The following is a 23,744-nucleotide window of genomic DNA, read 5'->3' as shown; positions in this document are numbered from 1 at the left end:
CCGCAAGCTCGGGGGAGGACCGGACATGACGACGGCATCCCGCGCCGCGCGGTACGGGCACGGCGCCTCCTCGGCGTGGACCTTCGGCTCCATCCCCGACCAGTCCGGCCGCCTGGCCGTGGTGACCGGCGCCAACAGCGGCATCGGTCAGGTCACCGCCCGCGAGCTGGCCCGCCGTGGCGCCCACGTGGTGCTGGCCTGCCGTGACCCCGGACGCGGACGGCTCGCGCTGGACCGCCTCCGGGACGAGGTGCCGGGCGCGCGGGCCGAACTGCGCCGTCTCGACCTGGGCAGCCTGGAGTCGGTCCGCGAGTTCGCCGCCGCGTGGGACCATGACCGGCTCGACCTGCTGGTCAACAACGCCGGCGTCGCGATGGTGCCCCTCGCCCGGACGGCCGACGGGTTCGAGTCGCACTTCGGCGTCAACCACCTGGGCACGTTCGCGCTCACCGGCCTGCTGCTGCCCCACCTGCTCGCCGCGCGGGCTCCCCGGGTGGTCACCGTCAGCAGCGAGGGCCAGCGCTTCGCCCGCTTCGACCTGGCCAACCTCAACGCCGAACGCGGCTACAGCGCGGTCCTCGCCTACGTGCAGTCCAAGCGGGCCAACCTCTACTTCGCCGTCGAGCTGCAGCGCCGGGCCGCGGCGGCGGGCCCGGCGCTGCGCAGCATGGCCGTCGCGCCCGGCCTCACTCGCACCAACGTGCTCACCGGAGGTGCCAACACCGGCCGGGGCCGGCTGTATCGGACCCTCGTGCCGCTGCTCGTGCGTTCCCTGTTCCGGCCCACTCCCGAGGGCGCCAGGACCTCCCTGTACGCCGCGACGGTCCCCGGCCTGCCGGGAGGCTGCTATGTCGCCCCCGACGGGTTCCTGGAGCTGCGCGGCGACCCCGTGACCCGCCACGGGCACCGGGCCGTCCACGACACCGCCACCGCGCGCCGCCTGTGGGAGATCTCGGAGAGGCTCACCGGCGTGCGCTACCGGTGGCCGGCGGACACCGCGTGATCCCCAGCGGGCCGCGCCGCCCCGGGTGGTCGCGGACCGGTGCCGTCGGCGGCGCCCGCGCTCTGATCGACCGATGCCACCATCGCGAGGCCGGGCCGTCCCCGCTTCACGCGGTCGTGATCATGATTTATCAAATCATGATCTTAGGTGTCATGAGATGAGTAAAGCCGAGGTAGATCAATAAATATCATCCTGCCATGAAGAATCACGGGGTGGCGCGGATGGCGTTGGCGGGATGTCTGGCGGCGACGCTGACGGGGTGCGGGGTGCTCGGGGAGCTGGCGGCCGACCAGGCGGTGATCACCGCGAGCCAGCCGTTCCGGGGGTCGCCCGCGGAGAAATTCGCCGAGGGGATCGGCGGCATCGTCGTCCCCGAGGCCAGGCCGGTGAAGAACTTCTCCGCCAAGGACGTCCGCTCGGCCTTTCTGACCAGCCGGCGGATGTTGGGGGCCGCCCACCTCGACAGGCGGACTCTGCTCGGCGGAGAGCCGGACGCCTTCGCCGAACTGCTCGACGCCGAGCAGCGAAAGTTCTTCCTGCGCGACCTGGACCACAAGGACCAGAAGAAGAACACCCGCAGCTGGGTGACCAGTTTCGCCCCTGGCTCGGCCGAGTTGGTCGGCGACGCGGTCAAGGTGCGGGGGAAGATGGCCGCCGAGTCGGCCGTCGACGAGGACGGCCGGCCCCAGCTCCGGGTGAACTACGAGGCCCGGTTCGTCTACGCACTCCGCCCGGCGGCCAAGAGCGGCCCCATCGTCCGGGTGATGGTCTACGTCAAGGCCCGGCACGAGTTCTGGCGGGATGAGCCGGGCGCCCGGCTGCGCAACTGGGACGGTGAGAGCGTCGAATTCTGGTCGGCGGGGACGGAGTGCGAATCTCCCGACGGGTTCCTGCGGCCTGACTACACGGGCGAGGGAGGCGGGGGCGGCCCGGTGGACGACGCTTACGACGACAGGGCCGCCCCGCTCAAGGAAGGCGAGTGCGGGACGGTCGATGAGGTCTGACCCTCCACCCCGCGGTACGGCTCCCGCCTGCCGGCGCGCAGGACCGGGGGGCGCGGCATGATCGGCCGCGCCGCCCCGGCCGGTGACCCGGCGGCGGGGCCGGGCCCGTCCTCCCTGATATCTTTAGGGCATAAGGAGATGGCTGGGGAGAGCCGGTTCAGGCCATAAGGAGCTGCGAGTTGGTCGTCTTCGCCGGCCAGGGTGACGCACGCCGTTCGATGGCCCTGCTGTGGCGTGCCGCCAGGCCCGAGGGGGCGCGGACCGCTCCCGGGCCCAAACCCGGGCTGAGCGTGGACGTGATCGTGGACGCGGCGATCGCCGTCGCGGACGAGCAGGGGATGGCCGCGCTGTCCATGCGCGCGGTGGGTGAGCGGCTCGGGCGTACGGCCATGGCCCTCTACACCTACGTCCCCAGCAAGAGCGAGCTGGTCGACCTGATGTACGACCGGGTCCTCGCCGAGCTGCCCGCCGACTACGGGCGGGCGGCCGGCTGGCGGGCGGCCGCGACGGCGTGGGCGGACGACGTCTGGGCGTTCTACCTGCGGCACCCGTGGGTGCTGCAGGTGTCGCAGGCACGGCCGGTGCTGGGGCCCAACGAGTACGTCATGCTGGAGACGGTGCTGCGGATCCTCCACGGGGCCGGGCTGGAGGCCGGGACCGTGCGGCGCGTCGTCGGGACGCTGTTCCACTTCGTGCGCGGTGCGGCGCAGACGATCGCGGAGGCACGGCAGGCCCCGGCGGCGACCGGGGTGTCGGACGAGGACTGGTGGTCCGCCCGGGCGGCCCTGCTGGAGGAGGTCGCCCCCGACTTCGCCGGGCGGTTCCCGATGGTGGCCGCCTTCGAGAGCGCGTGGGCGCTCCAGCGGGACGACGAGGACGAGGACAAGGACGAGAGCGTCCCCTACCTGGAGCGCGAGGCGAAGGAGACCTTCCGGATCGGGCTCACCGTCATCCTGGACGGGATCGAGATGGCCAGGGACCGGACCGGGGCCGCTCCCGCGGCCGGTGCCGACGGGCGGTAGCCGGAGGATCCCCGCCCGGCCGCCGGGTGTCCCGGAGCAGGCCGGTGGGAGGCATGCGTCCGGAGCCCGTGCGGGCCGTCCCCGACCGGCCGGCCTGGATCCTGTGGGGTCAGCGGTCGGGACCGGTGAGCCACGGCGGGCGGAGCCTCCGGCGGCGCGCGACGGTGCCTCTCCCGCCCACCGGCCCGGTGCCGGGGTGATGCTCTCCCCCGCGTGGGGGAAGGGCGTCCCCCCGGGTGGGGAGGCGCCCGCCGTACGGCCGCCGCAGGATTGTGATCATGTTGAGTCGAACAGTGCGGGGACGGTCGCCGGCGGCCGGCGGGCCCGCGTCGGGTAAGCCCGCGCGGGCGGGCGGGCTGACGGGTGTCGCCCTGGGACTGGTGGTCCTCTACGGCGCCCTCCGGATCCGCTGGCAGTCCGGCCACATGCCGGAGCAGCTGTCTCCGGTCGGTCCCGACCTCGTGGTCTTCACCGGCTGGTGGGCCGTCCTCCTGTGCGCGCTGGCCGCGCTGGCCCTGACGGTCATGATGACGGCCCGGCTGGGCGGGCTGCCCCGGCGGTTGCTGCTGGTGGGGGCGTGGGCGGTGAGCGCCGCGCTCGTCGCGGCGGGGGCGCTGCTCCTCCTCGACGTGGTCGGCGGGATCCTGCCGGGGCTGGGGATGGGGTTCTACCCGCTGGGCGCGCTGAGCAGGGCGGCGTGCGTCGGCTCGGGGATCCTGCTCGGGCGGGCGGCGCGGACCTACCAGCGCGGGACCCGCCGGGGCTGCGCCGAGTGCGGGAGCACCGAGACGTCGGCGGGCCGGCTGGAGCGCACCCCGGCCTGGGCGTTCTGGGCCGCCTACGCCGCGGTCGCCGGGTGCCTGATCAGGGTCATCGCGCAGGTCTGCGTCGGGTTCGGCGAGTCCCCGTTCGCCGGTGGCGCTTCGATGGTGCTGTTCGAGATCGGGTTCCTCCTCGGCGGCCTGCTGCTGCCGCCGGCGCTGGTGCACGGCTGGGGGCGGGTCTGGCCGCGCTGGGTACCGGGGCTGGCCGGACGGCCGGTCCCGCGCCGGCTGGTGCTGTGGCCGGCCGTCGGGGTGTCGGGCGGGCTCGTGGTGTATTTCGGGCTGATGTTCCTGACCATGGTTTTCGAGCGGCTGAACGGCCGCGATCCGTTCCCGCCGGAAGGCGGGCTGGACCTGCCCGAGATCTTCTTCTGGGCCGCTGTGCCGGGCTATCTGATCTGGGGCGTCGGGATGGCCGTCGCGGCGCTGGCCTACGCGCGCCGTACCCGTCTCCCCTGCGGGGCCTGCGGCCGGTGAGCCGGGCCGCCGGGCTTCAGCGGTCGCGCACGTAGGAGACGTTGCGGGCGTAGGGGCGGAACCCCAGGGCCTGGTAGGTCGCCCGGGCGGAGGGGTGGTCGTCGTCGCCGCGGGCGCAGACGCGTGCGGATCCGGCTCCTAGCCGCCGGGCGGCGTGCAGGGCGGCGAGTATGGCTGCGCTGGCCAGGCCGAGGCGGCGGTGTTCCGGAGCGGTCCCGACCGGCTCCAGGACGGCGCTCCGGTTGTGCCCGTCCAGCCAGACGAGGCAGAAGGCCGCGGGCGTGCCGTCCGGCGCTTCGACGAGCCAGTCCAGCTCCGTGCGGTAGGGCCAGGCGCGCATGACCTGGAGGTAGCTGTCGGCGGTGACCCCGGAGGGGGGCAGGCCCGGCAGTGAGAACGCGGCCCGGTGAACGGCGGCGCGGGCCTCGGCGTCGTCCTCGCCGCGCACCGGGCGTAGCGTGTATCCGTCCGGGACCCGGGGCTGCGGAAGGCCGTCGAGGCTCCGGCGGAGGTGGACGAAGAACGGCCCCGCGGTCCGTTCCCGGTATCCGTGCTCGCGCAGGGCGTCGATGAGGGCCGTCTCGGCGTCCAGGAGCGTGACCGTGCGCTCTCCGTCGTGAGGCGTGCCGTCGAACCAGCGCAGGATCTCGCCCGCCAGCTCCGGGTGCGCGGGGTCGAGATGCAGGTCGAGGCGGCCGGGCGGGCGGGCCCATGCCCAGGCGACGACCTCCGGCCCGGCCTGCCACAGGGACGTCCGCCACTCCGGCTCCCGGCCGAGGTGCTGGAGGCGGAGCCAGGCGAGCTCGCCGGCATGCCACCGGCTGGCCGGCGACCACAGCCGCTGGGTCAGTGACTGCATCGAGCGCAGGTCGGCCGGGCCGGCGTAGAGCCGCTGCTGGTATCGCGTCTGTCGCATTGGTGGACGATAACCGAATGATCGTCGGCCTTGGGCGCCGCCCGCCCGGGAGGACGGCCGGGCCGCCGGCGGGCCTGCCGTGCGCCCCGCCACCGGAGACCGGCGATGGAGCGGGTGGCGGTGACGTCCCGGGGCGGACGGCGCGGGCCGGCATCACCCGCTGTCAATGAGATGTGCGGTGGGGAGGGATGAGGTAACACTGGCTGTTGCTGAGGACGGAGGGCCGGTCGGCCGGCACCGGCACGGCGCGCAGATGGGTGAGGACCTCGTCGGTGAGGCGCTCGGCGTCGGGCAGGTCGGCGACGCCGTCCGGCATGGCCTGCAGCACCTCGCGCAGGACGTTGACCCGGGCGGCCTCGTCGTGGTGCGCGGTGACGCCCCGCTCGGGCCGCACCACCCACCGGGTGATCTGCGCCGTGCCGGGGCGGCGCGGCGGCCGGAGGGCGGTGCTGAGGCACTGGACGACCAGGCGGGCCGGATCGACGCCCAGCTGCCGGACCTGGCGGCGCCAGGCCGCGCGCACGTCGCAGAAGTGAAAGGACGTGCTCGGCGTGGCGGGCGCGTCGCCGGAGGCGGGCTCGATCGTCCCGTCGTCCTGGCCGGTGTCGTCGGGGTCCTGGGGCCGCGCCTGCCGCTGGGCCGGCGGCGTGTGATGTTCGGAGAACAGCTCGCGCACGTGGGCGGGGACGGCGTCGACCTCCCACAGACCGCGGTGGGGGTCGAGGGCCCAGCCGAACCCGAAGCGCTCGGAGGTCATGCGGCGCACCCGGGCCTGCAGGTAGGCCTGCGCGAGCAGGGCGTGGCGGCGCAGGTCGCGGCCGCCGCCGCCGGCGACCGCCGACCAGCGGCCGTCGCGGCCGCGCACCATGTTGGCGATCACGAGTTTGGCGTGCAGCCGGGGGGCGGGCAGGATGCGGCCGGCGGGCAGGGTGAGGTATCCCCACACCACCCACCCCAGCAGCCCGCTGCCCTGGATCCGGGCGGCCGCCCGCCCGGCGCCGTTGCCGCCGCGCAGTCCGTAGGCGGTCCACTGCTCCAGGACCGCCACGGTCTCGGTCACCGCGGCCGCCACCGCGTCCTCCAACTGCAGGGCCAGGTGGTGCGGGGCCAGCCCGTGCAGCACGCTGACGGACCGCGGAAGCCCGAGGGTGACCTGATGGCCGTGATTGCCGGCGCGGACCAGCCTCCGCCCGGTGCGCGGATCGCGGCCGTCCATCAACGCCCGGGCGATCGGGCGCTGGTCGGCGCTCAGGACGGTGCCGGGCTGTAGACCGAGATCGCGCAGGCCGTTGCCGGCCCAGTTCAGGGTGCGCTGCCCCGGCTGGCGTCCCTGGCGGGTTTCGTGCAGGAGCAGGTGGCTCTGCCGGAGCCGGTGCTCGACGCTCCGCATGGATCCTTCGATGGCGTACAGGCGAGCCATGGCGAATCCCCCCAAGATCACAGAAGATTGTCGGATATTTTTACTTCATCCGTCAATGTTGTGTCTACGGGCGTGTCCGGCAGGGCCGTCTCGCGCTGTCACGGGTGGAGACGGGACGGCTGTCCTGGACACGCGGGGGAGCGCCGGACTCCGCGGACGCGGGTGGTCCGGACGGAGGCGGGGCCGGACGGGCCCCGCCTCCCTCGGGGCGGGCTGTCGCCGCCTCCCTCAGGACGGGCCGGTGTGGAAACGGCGGTGCAGGTCGCGCACCTGCTCGGCGAGTTCGGGGATCGGTCCCTCGACCACGAGACCGGGGACGATCTCGTTGATGGGCAGGGTCCGCACCGGAGGCGCGGGGACGCCCAGCTCGGCGAGCCAGGCCGCCAGCTGCTCGGAGGAGCTCACGTACACGATGCGGCCCAGCCCGGCCCAGCCGTGCGCGGCGGCGCACATCGGGCAGTGCTCGCCCGAGGTGAAGACGGTCGCCGCCGCCCGCTCCCCGGGGGTCATGTTCGCCGCGGCCCAGCGCGCCAGCTCGAACTCCGGGTGGCGGGTCCGGTCGCCGGAGGCCACGCGGTTGTGGTCCTCGGCCATGACGGTGCCGTCCGCGGCGACGAGCACGGAGCCGAACGGCTCGTCGCCCACCCGCAGGGCCTCGGCCGCCAGCTCCACGCAGCGGCGCAGGTGCCGCAGGTCGGCGTCGTTCACCATGATGACCTCCCTGAATGTGATCTTCAGTGCAATGCTAGGTCGTCGGCCCGTCCGGCCGCCCGCACCGGGGGAGCGGGCCGGACGTGGTCCGGGCCGCCGCCGGCGGGGGTGCCCGCGCGGTGCCGCGCGTCCGCCGGGCGGCCGGCGGACGCGCCGCGCCGCAGCCCCATGATCATGATGTTGACCCGCCGGGGAATGGCCGGACGGCAGGCTTTGTGAAAGCTTTCACAAAAGGCCGTCCCTCCGAAGGAGCCGTCAATGAGGCCATCCGACGACTTCCAGGCGCCAGGTCTCGACCTGTTCCGTTTCCCCCCGCTCTGGCCGGGCGCGCCGTACTGGCTGACCAAACCGATCCTGATGGCCGGGGTGGGGGCCGTCCTGATCTGCGCCCTGCTGTGGGCGGCCTTCGCCAGGCCCGCGCTGGTGCCGCGCGGCCTGCAGAACATCGCGGAGATGGGTTACCTGTTCGTCCGTGAGCACGCGGCCAGGCCCTTCCTCGGCAAGGACGCCGACCGCTGGATGGGCCTGCTGCTCAGCATCTTCCTGCTGACCTGGATCTGGAACCTGATGGGCGTGATCCCGCTCGTCCAGCTCCCGGTCACCTCCTTCCTGGCCTTCCCCGCGGTGATGGCTCTCACGGTCTACGTCATCAAGATCTACGTGGGTGTCCGCAAGTGGGGGGCGGGGGCATACGTCGGCAACCTCATCCCCCGCGGCCTGCCCAAGCTCGCCTACGTCCTGCTGGTCCCGCTGGAACTGCTGCAGAACTTCGTGACCTCGCTGTTCACCCACATGCTCCGGCTGGCCGCCAACATGTTCGCCGGACACCTGCTTCTGGCGTTCTTCAGCGCGGTGGGCTTCTGGTTCCTGTTCGAGCGGCCCACCCCGCTGGGCGTCCCGGTGGGCGTGCTCGGGGTGGTCATGGCCATCGTGATGACCGGGTTTGAGATGTTCATCCAGTTTCTCCAGGCATACCTCTTCGTGCTGCTCACCGCTATGTTCCTCGGTGACTCGCTGGATCCCGAGCACTGAGCGGACCCCGGCGCGCGCCCCGGGGCGGTGGGAGGCCGGCGGGCGCCGCCGGCCGCTCACCGCGCCGGCCCCTCCCCCGGGCAGGCCGGGGGGCCGTCCGCGCGGTGGCCGGGCTCTGGTAGCGTTTCGGTCCTCAGCAGTGAACGATCGAGGAGGTGAGACCCATTACCGCTGTATCAGTCTGGGTGCTCCCATCTCACAGCCGTGCGGTCCCTCTGCCATAGGTGACCGCGGGAGCGCCCATCGGCATCCCGAAAGGTTTTCCTGTGTCGGTCTCTCCCTCCCCGCTGCCTCGATCCGTCATCATCACCAGGCTCCGCTCCGCCGGCTGTGTCTTCGCCGAGGACGAGGCGCAGTTGCTCATCTCCACGGCCCGGACGCCGGCCGACCTCGCCGACATGGTGGAGCGGCGAGTCGCCGGCCTGCCCCTGGAGCACGTCCTCGGCTGGGCGGAGTTCTGCGACCTGCGGATAGCCGTGGACCCCGGGGTCTTCGTCCCCCGCCGCCGCACCGAGTTCCTCATCGGCCAGGCCGCCGGCCTCGCCCGCCGGGCCGCCGGGCGGCGGGCCGTCGTCGTCGACCTGTGCTGCGGCTCCGGCGCGATGGGCGCCGCGCTGGCCGCGGCCCTGGACGGGGCCGAGCTGCACGCCGTCGACATCGACCCCGCCGCGGTGCGGTGCGCCCGCCGCAATCTCGCCGCCGTCGGCGGCCAGGTATACGAGGGTGACCTCTACGAGCCGCTGCCCGCCACGCTGCGGGGCCGCGTCGACGTCCTGATCGCCAGCCCGCCCTATGTGCCCACCGAGGCGATCAGGCTGCTGCCCCCGGAGGCCCGCATACACGAGCCGCGGGTGGCGCTCGACGGTGGCGCGGACGGGCTCGACATCGTGCGGCGGGTGGCCGCCGCGGCGCCGCTGTGGCTGGCGCCGGGCGGTCGCCTGCTGGTCGAGACGGGCGAGCACCAGGCGCCGCAGACCGTCGAGGCCATCGCCGGCAACGGGCTGATCCCGCAGGTGGCCGGCTGCGACGAGCTGAACGCCACCGTCGTCATCGGGACCGTGGGCCGGCCTTCCACGCCCTCCTGACCGGTAAACGCCACTGCCGTCATCGGGGTCGTGGGCCGGCCTTCCGTGGCCTCCTGATCTGTAGCGGCATGGTCTTCCGGCGGCGTACGGCGGGCCGCGCCCGCCGTACGCCGCAGCCCGCCGGACCGGCCCCCTCCCGATGCGGCGGCGCCGGGCCGGGACGGCGCCGAAGGCCCTGTCGTCCCGGGGCCGGCGGGCGCGCGCCCGAGCGGGGCGGTGCCGCGTTTTTTCACGGATGACGGTCGCATTGTCCGCCGCCGCGACTTGCCGCCCGAATTTTGTCGGATAGCTGCCGTAGCGTGATGTCTCGTGAGTGATCTGTCGGCAAGTCAGATATTGAGCTCTCGAGAGGAAACGCGTCTCCGCTTCAAAGAGGCGCGCCGTGAATTGGATTGGGCCAAAGGCCGCTACGGCCGGGCCCAGGACGCGGTCGAGGCCGGTAAGGGATCGGCGTTCGAGCTCAACCAGGCGCGCCAGTCGTGGAGCTGGGCGCAAATGGAATGGGTCCGTGCGCTGATCGCCCGTGAATCGTCCCAAGACGGATTATGGTGGCCGGACATGCCCGGAGTCGAGGATTCAACGCCGGGCGCCGGGTGGCCCGCGGGCATTCCCGTCGCGCTTTCCGAGGCCCGTCACCAGGTCGAACAGGCCACCAACGGATACGAACGGATCCGCCGGGGCAACGGATCACGCGCCGATCTCATCCGGGCACGCCGGTTCTGGGCCATGGCATTGACGGCGTGGGCCCAGGCGTTGATCGCCCGGGAAGAAGCGCGCGACCGGCTACGGCTCGTGGTGTGTGATGACTGGGAAATGGGCGGCTCGCAGAGCGCCCTCGACGACGTATCCGGGGGCGGCGCTATTCCGTGGCCGGATGCGCCGTCCCCGATACCGGTGGATGCGCCGCCCCGGATACATGAGCTCGTCCCTCATGGCCGGGAAAGCTCCCGGGCCGATAACTCCGCGCTCCGCGATCATCTGCCCCGGGGCAGACCCATGCCCCCCGGACGGGTGAGCCGCTCGCCGTTCGTGATGAGCGTTTCCGAGCGCCGTTTCCGGCTGATCGTGGCCGGCCGGGTGACGGTGCTGCCCGAGATCGCCTCACCCCCGGTGCGCCGGCTCCGCGCCGGAGACTACCTGCGGATCTCCTGCGGCACGGTGGTGGAGCACTGCGAGCAGGTCCGGCGGGTGGAGCTGTACGCCGACTTCGACAGCCTGCTGGCCTCCGAGGGGCCGATCCGGCTCGATCCGGACCAATCCCACCACCAGCAGCTGGCCATGCTGCGCGGCCGCTACGGCTCGGGCAAGGAGGCCCGGGGGGTGCTCGCCATCGACATCGGCCCCTGAGCGACATCGGCCCGTGAACGCGGGGAGACGGATGCTCCCTCCGGGCCTCCGGGCTCCGCGGGTGGCCTCCGTCCGGGGCGTCCCGCGGCCGCCGGAGGGATGCCCTCCGGCGGCCGGTGACCTGTGGCTAGCGGCTCCCCACCTGGGAGGCGAGCCACGGGCGCAGTATCGGCAGGACGCGCGCGGCCTGCATGGCCTGCATGTGGTCGAGCCCGTCCAGGACGTGCACGTCCCAGCCGAGGGCTTCGAGCTCCCCGCGCCGCTCCATGACCCTGCCGCCCAAGCTCACGTGCACGCCGCCCCAGCGTTCGCTGTAATCTATTTCGTCCGCCGAGCCCACGAAGCAGAGGCGGGGACAGCCGATCCGCGCCTGGGCGGCCCGGTCGTCGAACTCCTGCAACGCCTGATACAGCGTGACGAACTGCATGGTCTGTGCGGTCGTCATGGTCACCTCTACCGACGACCAGTCGGGCCCGTCCGACGTCTGCGGGGCCTCACCGTCCGATGCCCGCGGGGTCTCACCGGTCGCCGTCCGCGGGGCCTCAGGGGTGTCCTGCGGCGATACGGCCATCTCATGGGTCGCCACGGTCACGCGCAGCATCTCCTCGTACGGTCCGTCGAGCGGCGGGAAGCCGCCCATGACGAGCGCCGAGAGGCGGTCGGTCCGGATCGCGAGCTGGAGTCCGCTCAGCGCGAGCCAGGAGTAGCCGTAATAGGCGAACCGGTCGGCTCCCACGGCGTCGGCCACGGCGAGCAGGTCGGCGGCGACGTTGGCGGGTGTCAGCGTGTCCGGTCTGGGGTTGCCCAGGACATGCCCCTCGTAGTCGAAGGCGACCACCTGGAAGGCGTCGCTGAGGCCCTCGATGAGGGAGCGGCCCAGGGCCGGGTCGGTGCCCCACCTGCGCATCTCGTCGGCCTGCGCTCCCTCGATCGGCTTGGGGTTGACCGGGAGCAGCAGGGTGGGGCCGGCGCCGTGGACCTCCACGTCGACAGTGGTTCCGTCATGCAGTTCTGCCTTGGTCATCGAGTCGTCTCCAGCTTCGGGGCGGATAATTCCGTATGGCGTAAGGTATTGCCTGCAAGACAATAGCTTATGCCGTAAGGAGTTGTCTCCGAGGCGCTCGCCGCCGACCCGTGCCCGTGATCGTCAGGGGAGGCCGGCGGTGAGTTCCTCTCCACCACGGCGCCGGGCCCGGCACTCTCCACCATGGCGCCGGGCCCGGCACCCGTCGTGCGGTCACGGGCGGCCGGCCGCCGTGGCCCGTGCCGCGGCGGGGCCCGCTACCTGGCGAGCAGGTCGCGCAGGGCCTTGATGACCTCGGCCGGGGCCTCTTCGGCCATGAAGTGCCCGCAGGACACGGAGCTGTGCTCCAGGTCCGGTGCCCATGCCCGCCAGCGGGCGGCGGCGTCGAAGCCGAGGGCGGCGCCCCAGTCCTGCTGCAGTACGGTCACCGGCATCCGCAGCCGGTTGCCGGCCTGCCGGTCGGCCCGGTCGTGTTCGACGTCGAGGGCGGCTGAGGCCCGGTAGTCGGCGACGATCGAGGGGATGGCCTCACGGGAGGCCTTCAGGTAGGCGGCGCGGACGTCGGCGGGGATCGCGTCCGGGTCGATGGCCCAGATGTCGAGGAAGTGGCCGAAGAACGCGTCCGCCGATCCGCTGATCATGGTCTCGGGCAGTCCGGGCGGCTGGGCCATCAGGTAGAGGTGGAAGCCGACGGCGGCGGAGGCGCCACGCATCACGTCCCACATGTCGAGGGTCGGCAGGACGTCCAGCGAGGCCAGGTGGGTGACCGCGCCGGGGTGGTCGAGCCCGGCGCGGATGGCTACCAGCGCGCCCCGGTCGTGGCCGGCCAGCGCGAAGCGGTCGTGCCCGAGGGCCCGGGCGAGGGCGACGATGTCGGCGGCCATCGTACGTTTGGAGTAGGTCTGCCCGTCGATGTCGGCAGGCTTGTCGCTGTCGCCGTAGCCGCGCAGGTCGGGGCAGATCACCGTGTGATCGGCGGCCAGGTCGGCGGCGACGTGCCGCCACATCAGGTGGGTCTGGGGGAATCCGTGCAGCAGCACGACGGGGCTGCCCGAGCCGCCCACCGCGACGTTGAGCTCCACGCCCTCGGCGACGGTGACGCGCCGCCGGGCGAATCCAGTGATCTTCGGTGCCATCTCGGCTCTCCCTTTCGGTCTGGTCGGGGTAGGCCCCCAACCTGCCGTCCGCCGATCAGCACGCGGTCAGCGGCGACTCAGCAGGGCGGCGGGGAGGGCCACGCGGGCGGATAGGTTGGTGCCGATGGTGCGTTTTGGTGTGCTGGGCCCGCTGGAGGCCGAGAACGAGCACGGCCCGGTCAACCTCAGGGGCCCGCGGCACCGGGCCGTCCTGGCCCGGCTGCTGGTCGCCGGGGGCCGGGTCGTGCCGGCCACGTGGCTGATCGGCGACCTCTGGGACGACCCGCAGGAGGGTGCCCTCGGCGCCGTCCAGACCTTCGTCGGCGCGCTGCGGAAGGCGCTCGAACCGGACCGCCCGCCCCGTACGCCCTCCCGGCTGCTGGTCACGGCGTCACCCGGCTACGCGCTGCGCGCCGAGCCCGAGGCGGTGGACGCCTGGCGCTTCGAGACCGCGGTCGCCGAGTCCGCCCGGCTGCTGGCCGGGGGCAAGGCCGAGCAGGCCCGCGTCCTGCTGGACGATGCGCTCGGGCTGTGGCGGGGACCGGCGTATGCGGAGTTCGCCGAGCAGGACTGGGCGCGTGGCGAGGCCGCCCGGCTGCACGAGCTGCGGCTGCTGGCCGTGGGACGCCGTGCCGAAGCGGCGTTGGCCTTGGGGCGGGCAGCCGAGTCGGTGCCCGACCTGGAGGCCCATGTCGCGGCTCATCCGCTGAGCGAGGACGGCTGGCGGCTGCTGGCGCTGGCGCTCTATCGGACCGACCGGCAGGGCGACGCGCTGGCCACGCTCCGCCGGGCCCGCGAGGTCCTGCGCACCGAGCTCGGCGTGGACCCCGGCCCGAGCCTGCGGCAGCTGGAGGCGGACATCCTCGCCCAGGCCCCGCACCTCACCGCCCGCCCCGCTCCACAGCCTCGGGGTCCGGCACCGGCACCGGCACCGGCACCGGCACCGGCACCGGCGCCGGCCGGCCGGCCCCGACCGGTCGAGCACCCGTTCGTCGGCCGCGCCGGCGAGCTGGCCGGGTTGGAGGAAGCCGCGAGGGCCACGGCGACGGCAGGCCGGCCGCGGCTCGCGCTGCTGTCCGGAGCCGCCGGCGCGGGCAAGACCGCGCTGGCCAGGATCCTGACCACACGCCTGGAGGCCGCCGGCTGGACCACCGCGTGGGGCACCAGCCCCGAACTCCCGGGCGCGCCCGCGGCGTGGCCGTGGACACAGCTGCGCGAGAGCCTCGTCGCGGCCGGACACGGGCCCGCGCCCACCGACGCCGTCGGCGGCGAGGCCCCGGGGGACGATCCCGTCGCGGCACGCTTCCGCCGGCACCGCGCGATCGGCTCCCACCTGGCCGCGGTCGCCGCGCAAGGCCCGGTCCTGCTGGTCTTCGACGACCTGCACTGGGCCGACGAGGAGACCCTCGCCCTGCTGAGCGCGCTGGCCACCGACCTCGACGCCGGGCCCCTGCTGATCGTCGGAACCTACCGTTCGACGGAGATCTCCGCCGGCCTGGCCGAGGCGCTGGGCCGCGCCGCCCGCGCCGAACCGGCCCGGATCTACCTGGGCGGCCTGACCGAGCCGCAGGTACGAGAGATGGTCCAGGCCATCACCGGCCGCGAGACGGCCCCGCGCGAGGCACGCGTGATCCACGCGCGGAGCGCGGGCAACCCGTTCTTCGTCCGGGAGCTCACCCGGCTCTGGGAGAGCGAGGGCGAGGCGGCCCTGCACGCCGTGCCGGCAGGCGTACGCGACGTCATCCGCCACCGGGTGGCCAGGCTCACCGAGACGGCGCGGACACACCTGCGCCAGGCCGCGGTCGTCGGCCAGGAGGTCGACCTCGACGTGCTGGTCCCGCTCGCCGGGGACGAGGACCTGGTCCTGGACTCCATCGAGTCCGCCCTCCTCGCGGGCTTCCTGGTCGAGCAGGACGCCGACCGTCTGCGGTTCGCCCACGCCCTGGTGCACGAGTCGCTCTACGACGACATCGCGCGCGCCCGCCGGGCCCGGTGGCACGCCGCGGCCGCCGAGATCATCGAAGGGGCACGGCCCGGCGACGTGGAGGCGATCGCCCACCACTACCTGCGGGCGGGGAGCCGGGCCACCGCGGCCCGTACCGCGCATTACACGCGCGCCGCGGCCGAACGGGCAGAGCACCGATCCGCCCCGCACGAGGCGGCACGCCTGTGGCGGGAGACGGTCGCGGCCCTGGACCGCTCGGGCGACGGCGACGCCCGCGCCCGTCTCGAGGCGGTCATGGGCATGGTCCGGGCCCTGGCGGTGACCGGCGACCTGCGGCGGGCGCGGCGCCACCGGGCGGCGGCGATCACCGCGGCCGAGGCCCTCGACGACCCGGTGCTGACCGCCGGTGTGATCGGCTCCTTCGACGTGCCCGCGATCTGGACGGCCAACGACGACGAGGCCCTGTCCGCCCGCCTCGTCACGGCCGCCGAACACGCGCTGGCCACCCTGCCCTCCGGCCACGAGGCCGAACGCGCCCGCCTCCTCGTCACCATCGCGATGGAACGGCGCGCCGACGCCGGGCGACGGGGTGACCAGGCGGCCCGGGAGGCCGAGACCATCGCCCGCGGCCGGCCCGACCCCACCCTGCTGGCCTACGCGCTCAACGGCCGTTACATGCAGACCTTCCACCGGGCCGGGCTCGCCCCGCACCGGGCCCGCATCGGCGAGGAACTGCTCGACCTGGCCACCCGGCACGGCGGCCTGGTGACCTTCGAAGTGCTCGGACACCTGATCCTCCTCCAATCCCGCGCCGCGCTCGCCGACCTCGAGGCCGCCGACCGGCACGCCGCCGCGGCCGACCTCCTCGCCGAACGCTACGGACTGCCCCTCGTCGGCGTGTTCACCGGCTGGTACGCCGCGCTCCGGCTCGCGGTGACCGGCAGGCACGACGAGGCGCAGACCGCCTACCGCGCCGCCGCCGCCCGGCTCACAGGCGCCGGGATGCCCGGCGTGGAGGAAGGGATCCTCCCGCTCGCCCTGCTCTGCCTCGGCGCCTCCGACACGGGGCCGGCCGGCGTGACGGACGCCGACTGGGGTCCGTACGAGAGCTGGGCCCGCCCGCTGGTCCTGCTCGCCCAGGGCGACCGCGACCAAGCGCTCACCGCCGCGCGCGCCATCCCGGACTCCCCGCGCGACCTGCTCTTCGAGGCGCGGACCTGCCTACACGCCATGATCGCGATCCAGGCCGGAGACCGGTCGAGCATGGAACGTCTCTACACCCGGCTGCTCCCCGCAGCCGGAGAGCTCGCCGGAGCCGGCAGCGGCCTGCTCAGCCTCGGCCCCACGGCACACCACCTCGGCCACCTGTCCACCGCCCTCGGGCGACACCACCAAGCGGCGGAGCACTACCGGCAGGCACAGGCGGTCGCCGACAGAGCTCGGGCGCCGCACTGGTCCGCCGCCGCCCGCAACGCGCTGCACCGCCTCGGCGAGCGGTCCGCGACGGCGGGCTGACCGGCGACCGCACGACGTCGGCACCGCTGGGCGTCCAGCATGCGGGGCCTGTGTGGGGGTGGTGCCGGAGGCGGTGGGATCGGGGACGGGGCGCTGGACGTACTGGGCCTGGCCGCCGTCGCGCCAGCGCGGTGCGACGCAGGAGCGGGCGACCTCGTTCCATGGCCATCGGGCCCCTACCGGGGGTCTTTCCGCCCGGGCAGCCTTAGGGCCTGTTCTGAGTTCGGATCTTTAGGCGGGGTCAAGGCTTCGGATCCATAGGTATGGCGCCTCGTATGTAAAGCCCGGCGAGGTAGCTTTCCGGGGTCTTGTCGAAGCGGAAGGCCGGCCCCCGCCATTCCTTCATCAGGTTGATGCAGCGCTCGGCGGTGTTGCGTTCCTTGTACAGCACCGCGTCCCTTGTACAGCACCGCGTCGTGACCGATGGGGCGGCCTCCGCGTGAGCCTCGCTGCTTGCGGTTGGCCGCCTGGTCCTTCTTCTCCGGGATGACCGCCCGGACACCGCGCCGACGCAGGTAGAGGCGGTTGGCGCGGGAGGAGTAGGCCTTGTCCGCGGCCACCGCACCGGGCCGGGTGCGGGGCCGGCCAAGCCGGAGGCGGACCTTGATGGCGGCCAGAACGGCGATGAAACGAGGACTGTCGGCGGCTTGGCCAGGGGTGGGCAGGAACGACAGCGGACGGCAGCGCCGGTCGGCCGACAGGTGCACCTTGCTGGTCAGCCCACCCCGGTCGCGCCGCTCGACATTCGCCGACGCGACCGACTGGGCAGTGTCCTCAGGGAGTACCACCATGCGGCTTGACCTGGCCGGATGAATAATCGGCACCCGCAACCGCCGTCCGGTCTAGCGGATCGCTCAGCCTCTGCGCCATGATCGTCCTTCAGAACGCGCGCCTTTTTGGGATCATCGGCACCGACAGACGAAGATCCACGACGCGAAAGTGGTGCCATGCCCGACCCCCTGCACGACGACGATCCGGCTCACATCGGCTCCTACTGGTTGCACGCGCGGCTCGGCGGGGGCGGGATGGGGCAGGTGTTCCTGGGCCGTTCCCCGGGCGGGCGCCTGGTGGCCGTCAAGGTGGTCCGTCCCGAACTCGCCGACAACACCGACTTTCGGCGCCGCTTCGCCGCCGAGGTGGACGCCGCTCGCAAGGTCGGCGGGTTCTACACCGCCCAAGTCGTGGACGCCGACACCGACGCCGCCCGGCCGTGGCTGGCCACCGCCTACATCCCCGGCCCCTCCCTGCACCAGGCCATCGAAGAGCATGGGCCGCTCCCCCTGGAGTCGGCCGCGGTGCTAGGTGCCGGGCTGGCCGAAGGACTCGCCGCCGTGCACACCTGCGGGATGGTGCACCGCGACCTCAAACCCGCCAACGTCATCCTCGCCGACGACGGTCCCCGCCTGATCGACTTCGGCATCGCCCGCGCCCTGGATGCCACCAGCCATACCCAGACCTCCACCGTGCTGGGCACCGCCGCGTTCATGTCCCCCGAACAGGCCGCCGCCCAGGAGGTCGGGCCGCCCTCGGACGTGTTCTCACTCGGCTGCGTCCTCGCCTTCGCCACCACCGGCCGCAGCCCCTTCGGAAGCGGCCCGGCCCACGCGGTCGTCTACCGCGTGGTGCACGCCGACCCCGACCTGCACGGCATGCCCGCCCCCCTGGCCGATCTGGTGGCCGCCTGCCTGGCCAAGAACCCCGCCGCCCGGCCCGGCCTGCAGCACGTGCTGACCCACCTCACCGCGCTCGCCGCTCCCGACCAGAGACGATGGCTGCCGGAGACGCTCACCCAGGTCATCACCGAACGCCGGACCATGGCATTGACTTCCTTGCACGACCGGGCTGCCACCGGCGGCGGCCCCCAGACGATGGCACCGCTGCTGGACGACCCAGGTAAGTCGCGCGCACCCCAGCCGTTACTGGTCAACGAACGCCGTCGGCGCCGCGGTAGCGAACCACAGCCTGCCTCCACCGGCTACCAGATCGCCGTCTACGTGCTGCTCGCCCTGTTCGCCCTGGTCTCCGTGAGCACGGTGATTCACCAGATCGATGTTGCCGACGATGCAGGGCGGTGGCACGACGAGTTGACCTTCGATGGCATACGCGACTTCAACGAGATGGTCAGCAAGGTCCTGTTGGCGGCGCAGGTGATCTCCGGCCTGGGGCTGGTGGCAGCCTGGCTGCTCTGGTTCTACCAGGTACGGGCCGTCGCCGAACGACTCGCGCCCACTCGGCTGCGCTACCACCAAGCTATGGCTGTGTACGGCTGGCTCATCCCGATCGGCAACCTGGTACTGCCCAAGCAGATCGCCGACGACATCTGGCACGCCTCGAGCCCGCCGGAACGCGGCGGCACGCCAGCTCCGGCCGGCCTCCTGCACACATGGTGGGCCTTATGGGTGGTCACCTTCCTGACCTGGCCTTTGTTCTGGATCGAGTGGACGACACTTCTCAAAAATCATGCCGAGCCTCAGCAGGACAACACGCTTGATCTCATGTACGAGGTCGCGCCGGCTGCCTGGGCCAGCCTGGCCCTGCACATACTGGTCGTGCCGACGGCGATCGTCACTGCCCTGTTCGTGCGGCGGCTGGGCGCCACGCAGGCGGCCAGACTCGACAGCTGACAACCGCGCGCAGGCCAGCGCAAGTGTCGGCCTGTACCGCCTCAAAACTCGTACACGTGGTCTGAGCTGGCGTTTCATCAGGTCAGTCACGCGGCTCGGTGGTACTCGTTGATCGCTCCGCTGAGCACCTTTCGGCGCCGAATCCGGCCCTCCAGTGGCACGACGATTTGTTTGTCTTGGTTGGGTGGGCGTTGTTGGCGGGACTGGTGCGGTCGATGCTCGTTGTAGTGCTTGGCGTACTCTTTCAGGACTGATCGAAGGCGGCGTTCGCCGTAGATCAGCATCTGGTCGGTGCATTCGGCTCAGACGGTGCGGACCCAGCGTTCGGCATAACAATTGGCTCGAGGCGTCCGCGGCGGAGTCTTGAGCACCGTGACACCTGCGCCGGCGAAGATCTCATCGAAGACGGCGGTGAACTTGGCATCCCGGTCACGGATGAGGAACCAGAATGAGCCGGCCCTCTGCCCGAGGTTGATGAGCAGATTTCGGGCCTGCTGGGCCGTCCAGGCGCCTGTTGGACGGGCGGTCACACCCAGGACGTGCACGCGCCGCGTCTCCACCTCCATCACGAACAACACGTACAGGTGTTTCAAGAAGACCGTGTCGACGTGGAAGAAATCGCAGGCCAACAACCCTTTCGCCTGCAGGCGCAGGGACGCCCGTCAGGAGGTGTCCAAGCTTCGGGAAGCCGGGCCGGATCGGCGGGAGCGCAGGATCCGCTCGAGTTCGACGAGCGGCTGGACGCGGCGCTGACCGCCCGCACCATCGACGCGCTGGCCCCGCTCATCACCGATCTGATCGCGGTGTCAGGCGGCGGCGCACTCACGCTCCCGCTCGCTGGGACACCGGCCGAGCCGGCCGCCGAACGGCTCACCATCAAGAAGCACCACGGCTCGGTGCGCCGTGACGGCCGGTGGATGCTGCCGCACCGGCTGGCCCTGCGTACCGCGTGGTGCGAGGCGATGCTGGACCTGACCAGCGCGGCATCGGCGCTCAACACCCTGAGTAACTGATCATCGAGAGTGAACCAGAGTAATTGATGTCAGTGTCGACGGCGTCCCCGTCGTTCGCGGTGGGCGACGAGTGGGCGCCCTGCCAGCTTTGCCCCATGATCATGGGAGCTTGGACGCAGCGCCGGCGCCGACCCGGCTGCCGGGCTTCACGACCAGGTCGCGAACGTCCCGGCCACGGCAGTCATCGCAACGACCCTCACCCAGCTCCGGTGGTGGCGGTGCCGACATAGAGATGCCGACGGGATGGGCTCTGCCGTGGAAGCCGGGCATTCAACTCGGCGAGAAGGAGCACCTCAACGCCTGTCATCGGAGATTGTCGGAATCTGGGATGTCAGCTGATGAGCAGGTCCCGGCGGCGAAGGCCGGTGAGTCCGGCGACGGCCAGCGCCACGGCGACGGCCGACAGCCATACGAGCGGCGCCACGCTGAATTGCCCACCGGGGAGCCGGGGGAGGTGGGTGAACGGCGAGATGTCCAGGACCCACTGGTCGAACCCCGAAGCGGAGCCGACCAAGGCGACCAGCAGGCAGATCGCCAGCGCGCCCCAGCTGACGGCCGCGAGCCGGGGCAGCAGGCCGAAAAACGCGATCGTGATCGCGGCCAGAACCCAGACCGCGGGCAACTGCACCATCGCACCGGCCGGAATCCGCGGCAGCTCACGGCCGATCTCACCGGTGTTCAGAGCGTGGGCCAGCCCCATGGCCAGCCCGGGGGCGGCCAGGACGGCGGCGGGGCCGAGCAGAGAGAAGACCAGATGGCTGTCCGCCCGATGGAACCGCCCGACCGCGGTGCCCAGCACCGGCTCGGCGCGCGACTGGTACGAGAGGGTCCGCCTGGTCTGGGCCGACAGCGCCTCCGCGGGCAAGCTCGTGACCTGGGCCAAGAAGCACGTCCAGCTCACCTTGGAGATCGTAAAGCGCAGTGATGATGTCAGCGGCTTCGTGATCCTGCCCCGCAGGTGGGTGGTAGAGAGGACGCTGTCGTGGATCTCCCAGCGCAGGCGGTGCGTGCGGGACCATGAGCGGTTGTCCGAGCATCACGAGGCCATGGTCCTGTGGGCAATGATCATCCCCATGGGACGACGACTGGCCGAAACGACCTGACGATCAGTTTGTACACGGGCACTTAGGAAGGCGTCGGCCACCTGGCCGTGCAGATCGTCAAGGCTCGCGGCGCGTACGCCATCGGTACGGCCGGCGCCGCCGAGCACGAGCTGCTGCGCGAGGTCACCTCCCTGGTCGAGGGCGGCCGCCTGGGCGTGATCGTCGATGAGGTCTTCCCCCTCGAAGAAGCCGCCCGGGCCCACACGCTGGGTGAGGCCGGCCGCACCACCGGCAAGATCGTCCTCTCCGTCACCCCCTGACCCCCGCTGCTTCTGTCCTGCGGCAGCCATGCCGCCGGCTCCCCGGCCTGTGTCAGGCAGGACCCAGTTCGCGGGTGCCGGGAGCAGGCCTGCACAGCCCGTCCGTGCGAGTTCGACTCTCGCCCGAGTCTCCACTGAAAGGGGTTCCGCTGCGGAGTCCGTACGGCTTGACACTTCTTTGGGAATGTGGGCGTAATAGCTGCCGCGTCGCGTGTCGCCGCCAGGAGGACGGACGGAGGCATGGAGGCGCCGAATCAAAGGGGATGACACCGTGGCCACTCACACCGTCGGTCGTGCCTGAGCACACCGCGCCCGCGCGTCGTCCCATGCCTCTTGCGGTGTCGTAGAACCCGCTTGCGCCGGCATGCCCGTGCGGGTTTCCCATGTCATCGACACCCGCCGCAAGGAGCCAGAACTCAGCATGCCCATGGACTTCAACCAGCAGATCATCGACGAATACCGCGCCAACAAGGGCCAGGTCGGCGGCCCCTTCGAAGGAGCCCGGCTGCTCCTGCTGACCACCGTGGGCGCCAGGACCGGCGCCGAGCACACCACGCCGCTCGGCTGCCTGCCCGACGGCGACCGCATGCTCATCATCGCCTCGGCCGGCGGCGCGCCCCGGCATCCGGCCTGGTATCACAACCTGCTCGCCAACCCGCAGGTCACCGTGGAGGACGGCGTCTGGACGTACCAGGCCAAGGCGGTCGTGCTCGAGGGGGAGGAACGAGAGCGCGTGTTCGCCCGCGCCGTCGAGGCGGACCCGGGTTGGGGCACGTACCAGGAACAGTCGGGCCGCGTCCTGCCGGTGGTGGCGCTGATGCCGATCGAATACCGGCCGATCGCCGACACTTTCGGCGACGTGCTGATCACCATGCACGACGGCTTCCGCCGCGAGCTGGCCCTCATCCGCGCGGAGGTGGCCCGGTCGGGGCCCCGCGTGGTCGCGCAGCTGCGGGTCAACTGCCTGACCATGTGCCAGGGTCTGCACGGTCACCACTCGAAGGAGGACGCGTTCATGTTCCCGGACCTGGAGAGCCGCCATCCGGAACTGGCCGCGGTGATGGCACGGCTGCGGGCCGAGCACGGAGTGATCGCGCAACTGCTCGACAAGCTCAAGACGCTGCTGGCCGCCGACGATGTCGCCCCTGAGACGCTGCTGAGCGAGGTGAACCGGCTCACCCAGGAGCTGGAGGCCCACCTGGACTATGAGGAGGAGCAGCTCGTACCGCTGCTGAACTGATCTTCCGGGGTGCCGCGGAGGCGGTCGCGGTGGCGTCGAGCCGGCCTGGCCGACACCACCCGCGCCCGCTCATCGACGGAGAAGCCGACACGGTGCCGGCCGTTTACGTCTTCCATGGCCAAGGTGACTACGAGGACCGGCGCCGCGACCACGGCGACACTCCGGCTGTTCGGTATGTCCTGACCCGATGGCAGGAAGCTGCCAGGGGCGGGGAACTTGCTGACTCCGTTTCACCTGGTTCACGGGCCCGCCGGAGCGCAGAGTTGGTTGTGCGAGGACAGGACAACCACTCAAGAAATGAGAAAAAGAAATGCAGAACTCCGCCGCCTACCCGGTCAAGAACGCTTTCGCCGCCAAGCTGTCGACCGCGATCGTCACCGGGGTCATCGCCTGCACCGCCGTCATCGGCGGCTACTCCGTCACGGGCGCGGCGGGCACCACGTGGGACTCGGCGTCGGCGGTCGTGGCGGGCACCACCTGGGACTCCACGGACGGCACCACCTGGGACAGCACGGACGGCACCACCTGGGACAGCACGGACGGCACCACCTGGGACAGCACGGACGGCACCACCTGGGACTCCGCCGGCACGCTGTGAACCACTCCGGTAAAACAATTCAGAGAACGGAAAAAGAGAACAGAAAAACGCCGGCCGGGCCGTACCGGCGGCAGGCCGCATCGGAAACACCGCGTGAATTCACCGATCGGCGGAGTGCGGGCAGTAACCCGCCCGCCCGGACCGCGGCATAAGAGCTCACGACAGCCGCCGCGGACAGCCTCATCCGGACGCACACCGACGGGGACGCCCCCACCGCACAGACCCGCGTGACGACGACCGCGGATCCCCTCCAGACGACGGCCGCCGGCCCCCGGAGACCCGCCGCACCACGGCGCCGGCCACCGGTCACACCACAGCCCCCGGCCGGTCACCCGCCGCCGGCGCGACGATCTCCGATCCGGGCCCGAGGTGGACGGCCCCGTGCCGCCGGAGCCTCCTCCACCCGGCTCTCCACGACCGCGCCCGGCTCTCTCCCCGATCGAAG

The 23,744-nt window shown here is 72.2% G+C and carries 21 protein-coding genes, 1 tRNA gene and 2 pseudogenes; 15 read left to right on the top strand and 9 right to left on the bottom strand.

Annotated elements, in window-relative coordinates:
- Positions 1-25: 25 nt before the first annotated feature.
- The 4 genes from ACZ6R6_RS09425 to ACZ6R6_RS09410 all read left to right on the top strand — a co-directional run bounded on the left by ACZ6R6_RS09425 (position 26) and on the right by ACZ6R6_RS09410 (position 4,330).
- Positions 26-1,003 (top strand): oxidoreductase, encoded by a 978-nt coding sequence (locus ACZ6R6_RS09425; protein ID WP_470091648.1) that lies wholly within the window; start codon positions 26-28, stop codon positions 1,001-1,003.
- A 197-nt stretch (positions 1,004-1,200) separates the two neighbouring features.
- The gene (locus ACZ6R6_RS09420) at positions 1,201-2,007 is read left to right on the top strand and encodes a hypothetical protein (protein WP_470091646.1); all 807 of its coding nucleotides are present in this window, start codon (positions 1,201-1,203) and stop codon (positions 2,005-2,007) included.
- Between the two features lie 179 nt (positions 2,008-2,186).
- The gene (locus ACZ6R6_RS09415) at positions 2,187-3,029 is read left to right on the top strand and encodes a TetR/AcrR family transcriptional regulator (RefSeq protein WP_470091644.1); all 843 of its coding nucleotides are present in this window, start codon (positions 2,187-2,189) and stop codon (positions 3,027-3,029) included.
- A 278-nt stretch (positions 3,030-3,307) separates the two neighbouring features.
- Positions 3,308-4,330: a hypothetical protein gene (locus ACZ6R6_RS09410; RefSeq protein ID WP_470091642.1), complete on the top strand. Its 1,023-nt coding sequence runs from the start codon at positions 3,308-3,310 to the stop codon at positions 4,328-4,330.
- Positions 4,331-4,346: 16 nt separating this feature from the next.
- On the opposite strand, the gene ACZ6R6_RS09405 is transcribed toward ACZ6R6_RS09410, so the two are convergent.
- From ACZ6R6_RS09405 to ACZ6R6_RS09395, 3 genes are all read right to left on the bottom strand, one after another.
- Positions 4,347-5,246, bottom strand: coding sequence for a GNAT family N-acetyltransferase (locus tag ACZ6R6_RS09405; protein WP_470091640.1), 900 nt, complete (start codon positions 5,244-5,246; stop codon positions 4,347-4,349).
- 163 nt (positions 5,247-5,409) lie between these two features.
- Positions 5,410-6,666, bottom strand: a complete 1,257-nt coding sequence (locus ACZ6R6_RS09400; protein WP_470091638.1) for a relaxase domain-containing protein — start codon at positions 6,664-6,666, stop codon at positions 5,410-5,412.
- 228 nt (positions 6,667-6,894) lie between these two features.
- Positions 6,895-7,377, bottom strand: a complete 483-nt coding sequence (locus ACZ6R6_RS09395) for a nucleoside deaminase (RefSeq protein WP_470091637.1) — start codon at positions 7,375-7,377, stop codon at positions 6,895-6,897.
- Between the two features lie 258 nt (positions 7,378-7,635).
- Between ACZ6R6_RS09395 and atpB the strand changes: the two genes are divergently transcribed.
- The 3 genes from atpB to ACZ6R6_RS09380 all read left to right on the top strand — a co-directional run bounded on the left by atpB (position 7,636) and on the right by ACZ6R6_RS09380 (position 10,841).
- Entirely contained in the window at positions 7,636-8,409 is a 774-nt protein-coding gene (gene atpB / locus ACZ6R6_RS09390; RefSeq protein ID WP_470091635.1) for a F0F1 ATP synthase subunit A, read from the top strand.
- 266 nt (positions 8,410-8,675) lie between these two features.
- Positions 8,676-9,494 (top strand): putative protein N(5)-glutamine methyltransferase, encoded by an 819-nt coding sequence (locus ACZ6R6_RS09385; RefSeq protein WP_470091633.1) that lies wholly within the window; start codon positions 8,676-8,678, stop codon positions 9,492-9,494.
- 309 nt (positions 9,495-9,803) lie between these two features.
- Complete coding sequence (locus tag ACZ6R6_RS09380; protein WP_470091632.1) at positions 9,804-10,841, top strand: ASCH domain-containing protein; 1,038 nt, start codon at positions 9,804-9,806, stop codon at positions 10,839-10,841.
- A gap of 127 nt (positions 10,842-10,968) precedes the next feature.
- Here the strand turns inward: ACZ6R6_RS09380 and ACZ6R6_RS09375 are convergent, their stop codons facing one another.
- Positions 10,969-11,865 carry an alpha/beta fold hydrolase gene (locus tag ACZ6R6_RS09375; protein ID WP_470091630.1) on the bottom strand — a complete coding sequence of 299 codons (897 nt, stop codon included), beginning with the start codon at positions 11,863-11,865 and terminating at the stop codon, positions 10,969-10,971.
- Between the two features lie 257 nt (positions 11,866-12,122).
- Positions 12,123-13,001: an alpha/beta fold hydrolase gene (locus ACZ6R6_RS09370; RefSeq protein ID WP_470091628.1), complete on the bottom strand. Its 879-nt coding sequence runs from the start codon at positions 12,999-13,001 to the stop codon at positions 12,123-12,125.
- Between the two features lie 124 nt (positions 13,002-13,125).
- Here ACZ6R6_RS09370 and ACZ6R6_RS09365 point away from each other — a divergent pair, with 124 nt between their 5' ends.
- Positions 13,126-16,461 carry a BTAD domain-containing putative transcriptional regulator gene (locus tag ACZ6R6_RS09365; protein ID WP_470091626.1) on the top strand — a complete coding sequence of 1,112 codons (3,336 nt, stop codon included), beginning with the start codon at positions 13,126-13,128 and terminating at the stop codon, positions 16,459-16,461.
- A gap of 241 nt (positions 16,462-16,702) precedes the next feature.
- Here ACZ6R6_RS09365 and ACZ6R6_RS09360 read toward each other — a convergent pair.
- Positions 16,703-17,195: pseudogene (locus ACZ6R6_RS09360) on the bottom strand (transposase); the annotation flags it as partial.
- A gap of 213 nt (positions 17,196-17,408) precedes the next feature.
- On the opposite strand from ACZ6R6_RS09360, the gene ACZ6R6_RS09355 reads away from it, so the two are divergent.
- Positions 17,409-19,085, top strand: a complete 1,677-nt coding sequence (locus ACZ6R6_RS09355; protein WP_470091624.1) for a protein kinase domain-containing protein — start codon at positions 17,409-17,411, stop codon at positions 19,083-19,085.
- Between the two features lie 86 nt (positions 19,086-19,171).
- On the opposite strand, the pseudogene ACZ6R6_RS09350 reads toward ACZ6R6_RS09355, so the two are convergent.
- A pseudogene (locus tag ACZ6R6_RS09350) lies at positions 19,172-19,372 on the bottom strand (integrase core domain-containing protein); the annotation flags it as partial.
- Between the two features lie 15 nt (positions 19,373-19,387).
- On the bottom strand, positions 19,388-19,654 hold the full coding sequence (locus tag ACZ6R6_RS09345; protein WP_470091622.1) for a hypothetical protein: 267 nt from the start codon (positions 19,652-19,654) through the stop codon (positions 19,388-19,390).
- A gap of 39 nt (positions 19,655-19,693) precedes the next feature.
- Between ACZ6R6_RS09345 and ACZ6R6_RS09340 the strand changes: the two genes are divergently transcribed.
- On the top strand, positions 19,694-20,098 hold the full coding sequence (locus ACZ6R6_RS09340) for a DUF1707 domain-containing protein (protein WP_470091620.1): 405 nt from the start codon (positions 19,694-19,696) through the stop codon (positions 20,096-20,098).
- Between the two features lie 331 nt (positions 20,099-20,429).
- On the opposite strand, the gene ACZ6R6_RS09335 is transcribed toward ACZ6R6_RS09340, so the two are convergent.
- A complete protein-coding gene (locus tag ACZ6R6_RS09335; RefSeq protein ID WP_470091898.1) occupies positions 20,430-20,999 on the bottom strand; it encodes a hypothetical protein in 570 nt (189 codons plus the stop codon).
- On the opposite strand from ACZ6R6_RS09335, the gene ACZ6R6_RS09330 reads away from it, so the two are divergent.
- The 5 genes from ACZ6R6_RS09330 to ACZ6R6_RS09310 all read left to right on the top strand — a co-directional run bounded on the left by ACZ6R6_RS09330 (position 20,887) and on the right by ACZ6R6_RS09310 (position 23,299).
- The gene (locus ACZ6R6_RS09330) at positions 20,887-21,201 is read left to right on the top strand and encodes a transposase (protein WP_470091618.1); all 315 of its coding nucleotides are present in this window, start codon (positions 20,887-20,889) and stop codon (positions 21,199-21,201) included. The two genes, ACZ6R6_RS09335 and ACZ6R6_RS09330, sit on opposite strands and share 113 nt — an antisense overlap.
- 47 nt (positions 21,202-21,248) lie before the next feature.
- Positions 21,249-21,461 (top strand): zinc-binding dehydrogenase, encoded by a 213-nt coding sequence (locus tag ACZ6R6_RS09325; RefSeq protein ID WP_470091616.1) that lies wholly within the window; start codon positions 21,249-21,251, stop codon positions 21,459-21,461.
- Positions 21,462-21,516: 55 nt separating this feature from the next.
- A tRNA-Cys gene (locus ACZ6R6_RS09320) sits at positions 21,517-21,595 on the top strand.
- A gap of 287 nt (positions 21,596-21,882) precedes the next feature.
- Positions 21,883-22,701, top strand: a complete 819-nt coding sequence (locus ACZ6R6_RS09315; RefSeq protein ID WP_470091614.1) for a nitroreductase/quinone reductase family protein — start codon at positions 21,883-21,885, stop codon at positions 22,699-22,701.
- Positions 22,702-23,011: 310 nt separating this feature from the next.
- Positions 23,012-23,299, top strand: coding sequence for a hypothetical protein (locus ACZ6R6_RS09310; protein ID WP_470091612.1), 288 nt, complete (start codon positions 23,012-23,014; stop codon positions 23,297-23,299).
- Positions 23,300-23,744: the final 445 nt, after the last annotated feature.

This window comes from Streptosporangium sp. NPDC048886, assembly GCF_055586905.1.
This window is presented reverse-complemented; position numbering and strand designations above follow the sequence as displayed.

Excerpts from the sequence above, each read along its gene's own strand:
- ACZ6R6_RS09365 (WP_470091626.1), top strand. The coding sequence starts at position 13,126 with ATGGTGCGTTTTGGTGTGCTGGGCCCGCTGGAGGCCGAGAACGAGCAC.
- ACZ6R6_RS09375 (WP_470091630.1), bottom strand. The coding sequence starts at position 11,865 with ATGACCAAGGCAGAACTGCATGACGGAACCACTGTCGACGTGGAGGTC.
- ACZ6R6_RS09370 (WP_470091628.1), bottom strand. The coding sequence starts at position 13,001 with ATGGCACCGAAGATCACTGGATTCGCCCGGCGGCGCGTCACCGTCGCC.
- ACZ6R6_RS09310 (WP_470091612.1), top strand. The coding sequence starts at position 23,012 with ATGCAGAACTCCGCCGCCTACCCGGTCAAGAACGCTTTCGCCGCCAAG.
- atpB (WP_470091635.1), top strand. The coding sequence starts at position 7,636 with ATGAGGCCATCCGACGACTTCCAGGCGCCAGGTCTCGACCTGTTCCGT.
- ACZ6R6_RS09355 (WP_470091624.1), top strand. The coding sequence starts at position 17,409 with ATGCCCGACCCCCTGCACGACGACGATCCGGCTCACATCGGCTCCTAC.
- ACZ6R6_RS09400 (WP_470091638.1), bottom strand. The coding sequence starts at position 6,666 with ATGGCTCGCCTGTACGCCATCGAAGGATCCATGCGGAGCGTCGAGCAC.
- ACZ6R6_RS09425 (WP_470091648.1), top strand. The coding sequence starts at position 26 with ATGACGACGGCATCCCGCGCCGCGCGGTACGGGCACGGCGCCTCCTCG.
- ACZ6R6_RS09315 (WP_470091614.1), top strand. The coding sequence starts at position 21,883 with ATGCCCATGGACTTCAACCAGCAGATCATCGACGAATACCGCGCCAAC.
- ACZ6R6_RS09410 (WP_470091642.1), top strand. The coding sequence starts at position 3,308 with ATGTTGAGTCGAACAGTGCGGGGACGGTCGCCGGCGGCCGGCGGGCCC.
- ACZ6R6_RS09395 (WP_470091637.1), bottom strand. The coding sequence starts at position 7,377 with ATGGTGAACGACGCCGACCTGCGGCACCTGCGCCGCTGCGTGGAGCTG.
- ACZ6R6_RS09405 (WP_470091640.1), bottom strand. The coding sequence starts at position 5,246 with ATGCGACAGACGCGATACCAGCAGCGGCTCTACGCCGGCCCGGCCGAC.
- ACZ6R6_RS09420 (WP_470091646.1), top strand. The coding sequence starts at position 1,201 with ATGAAGAATCACGGGGTGGCGCGGATGGCGTTGGCGGGATGTCTGGCG.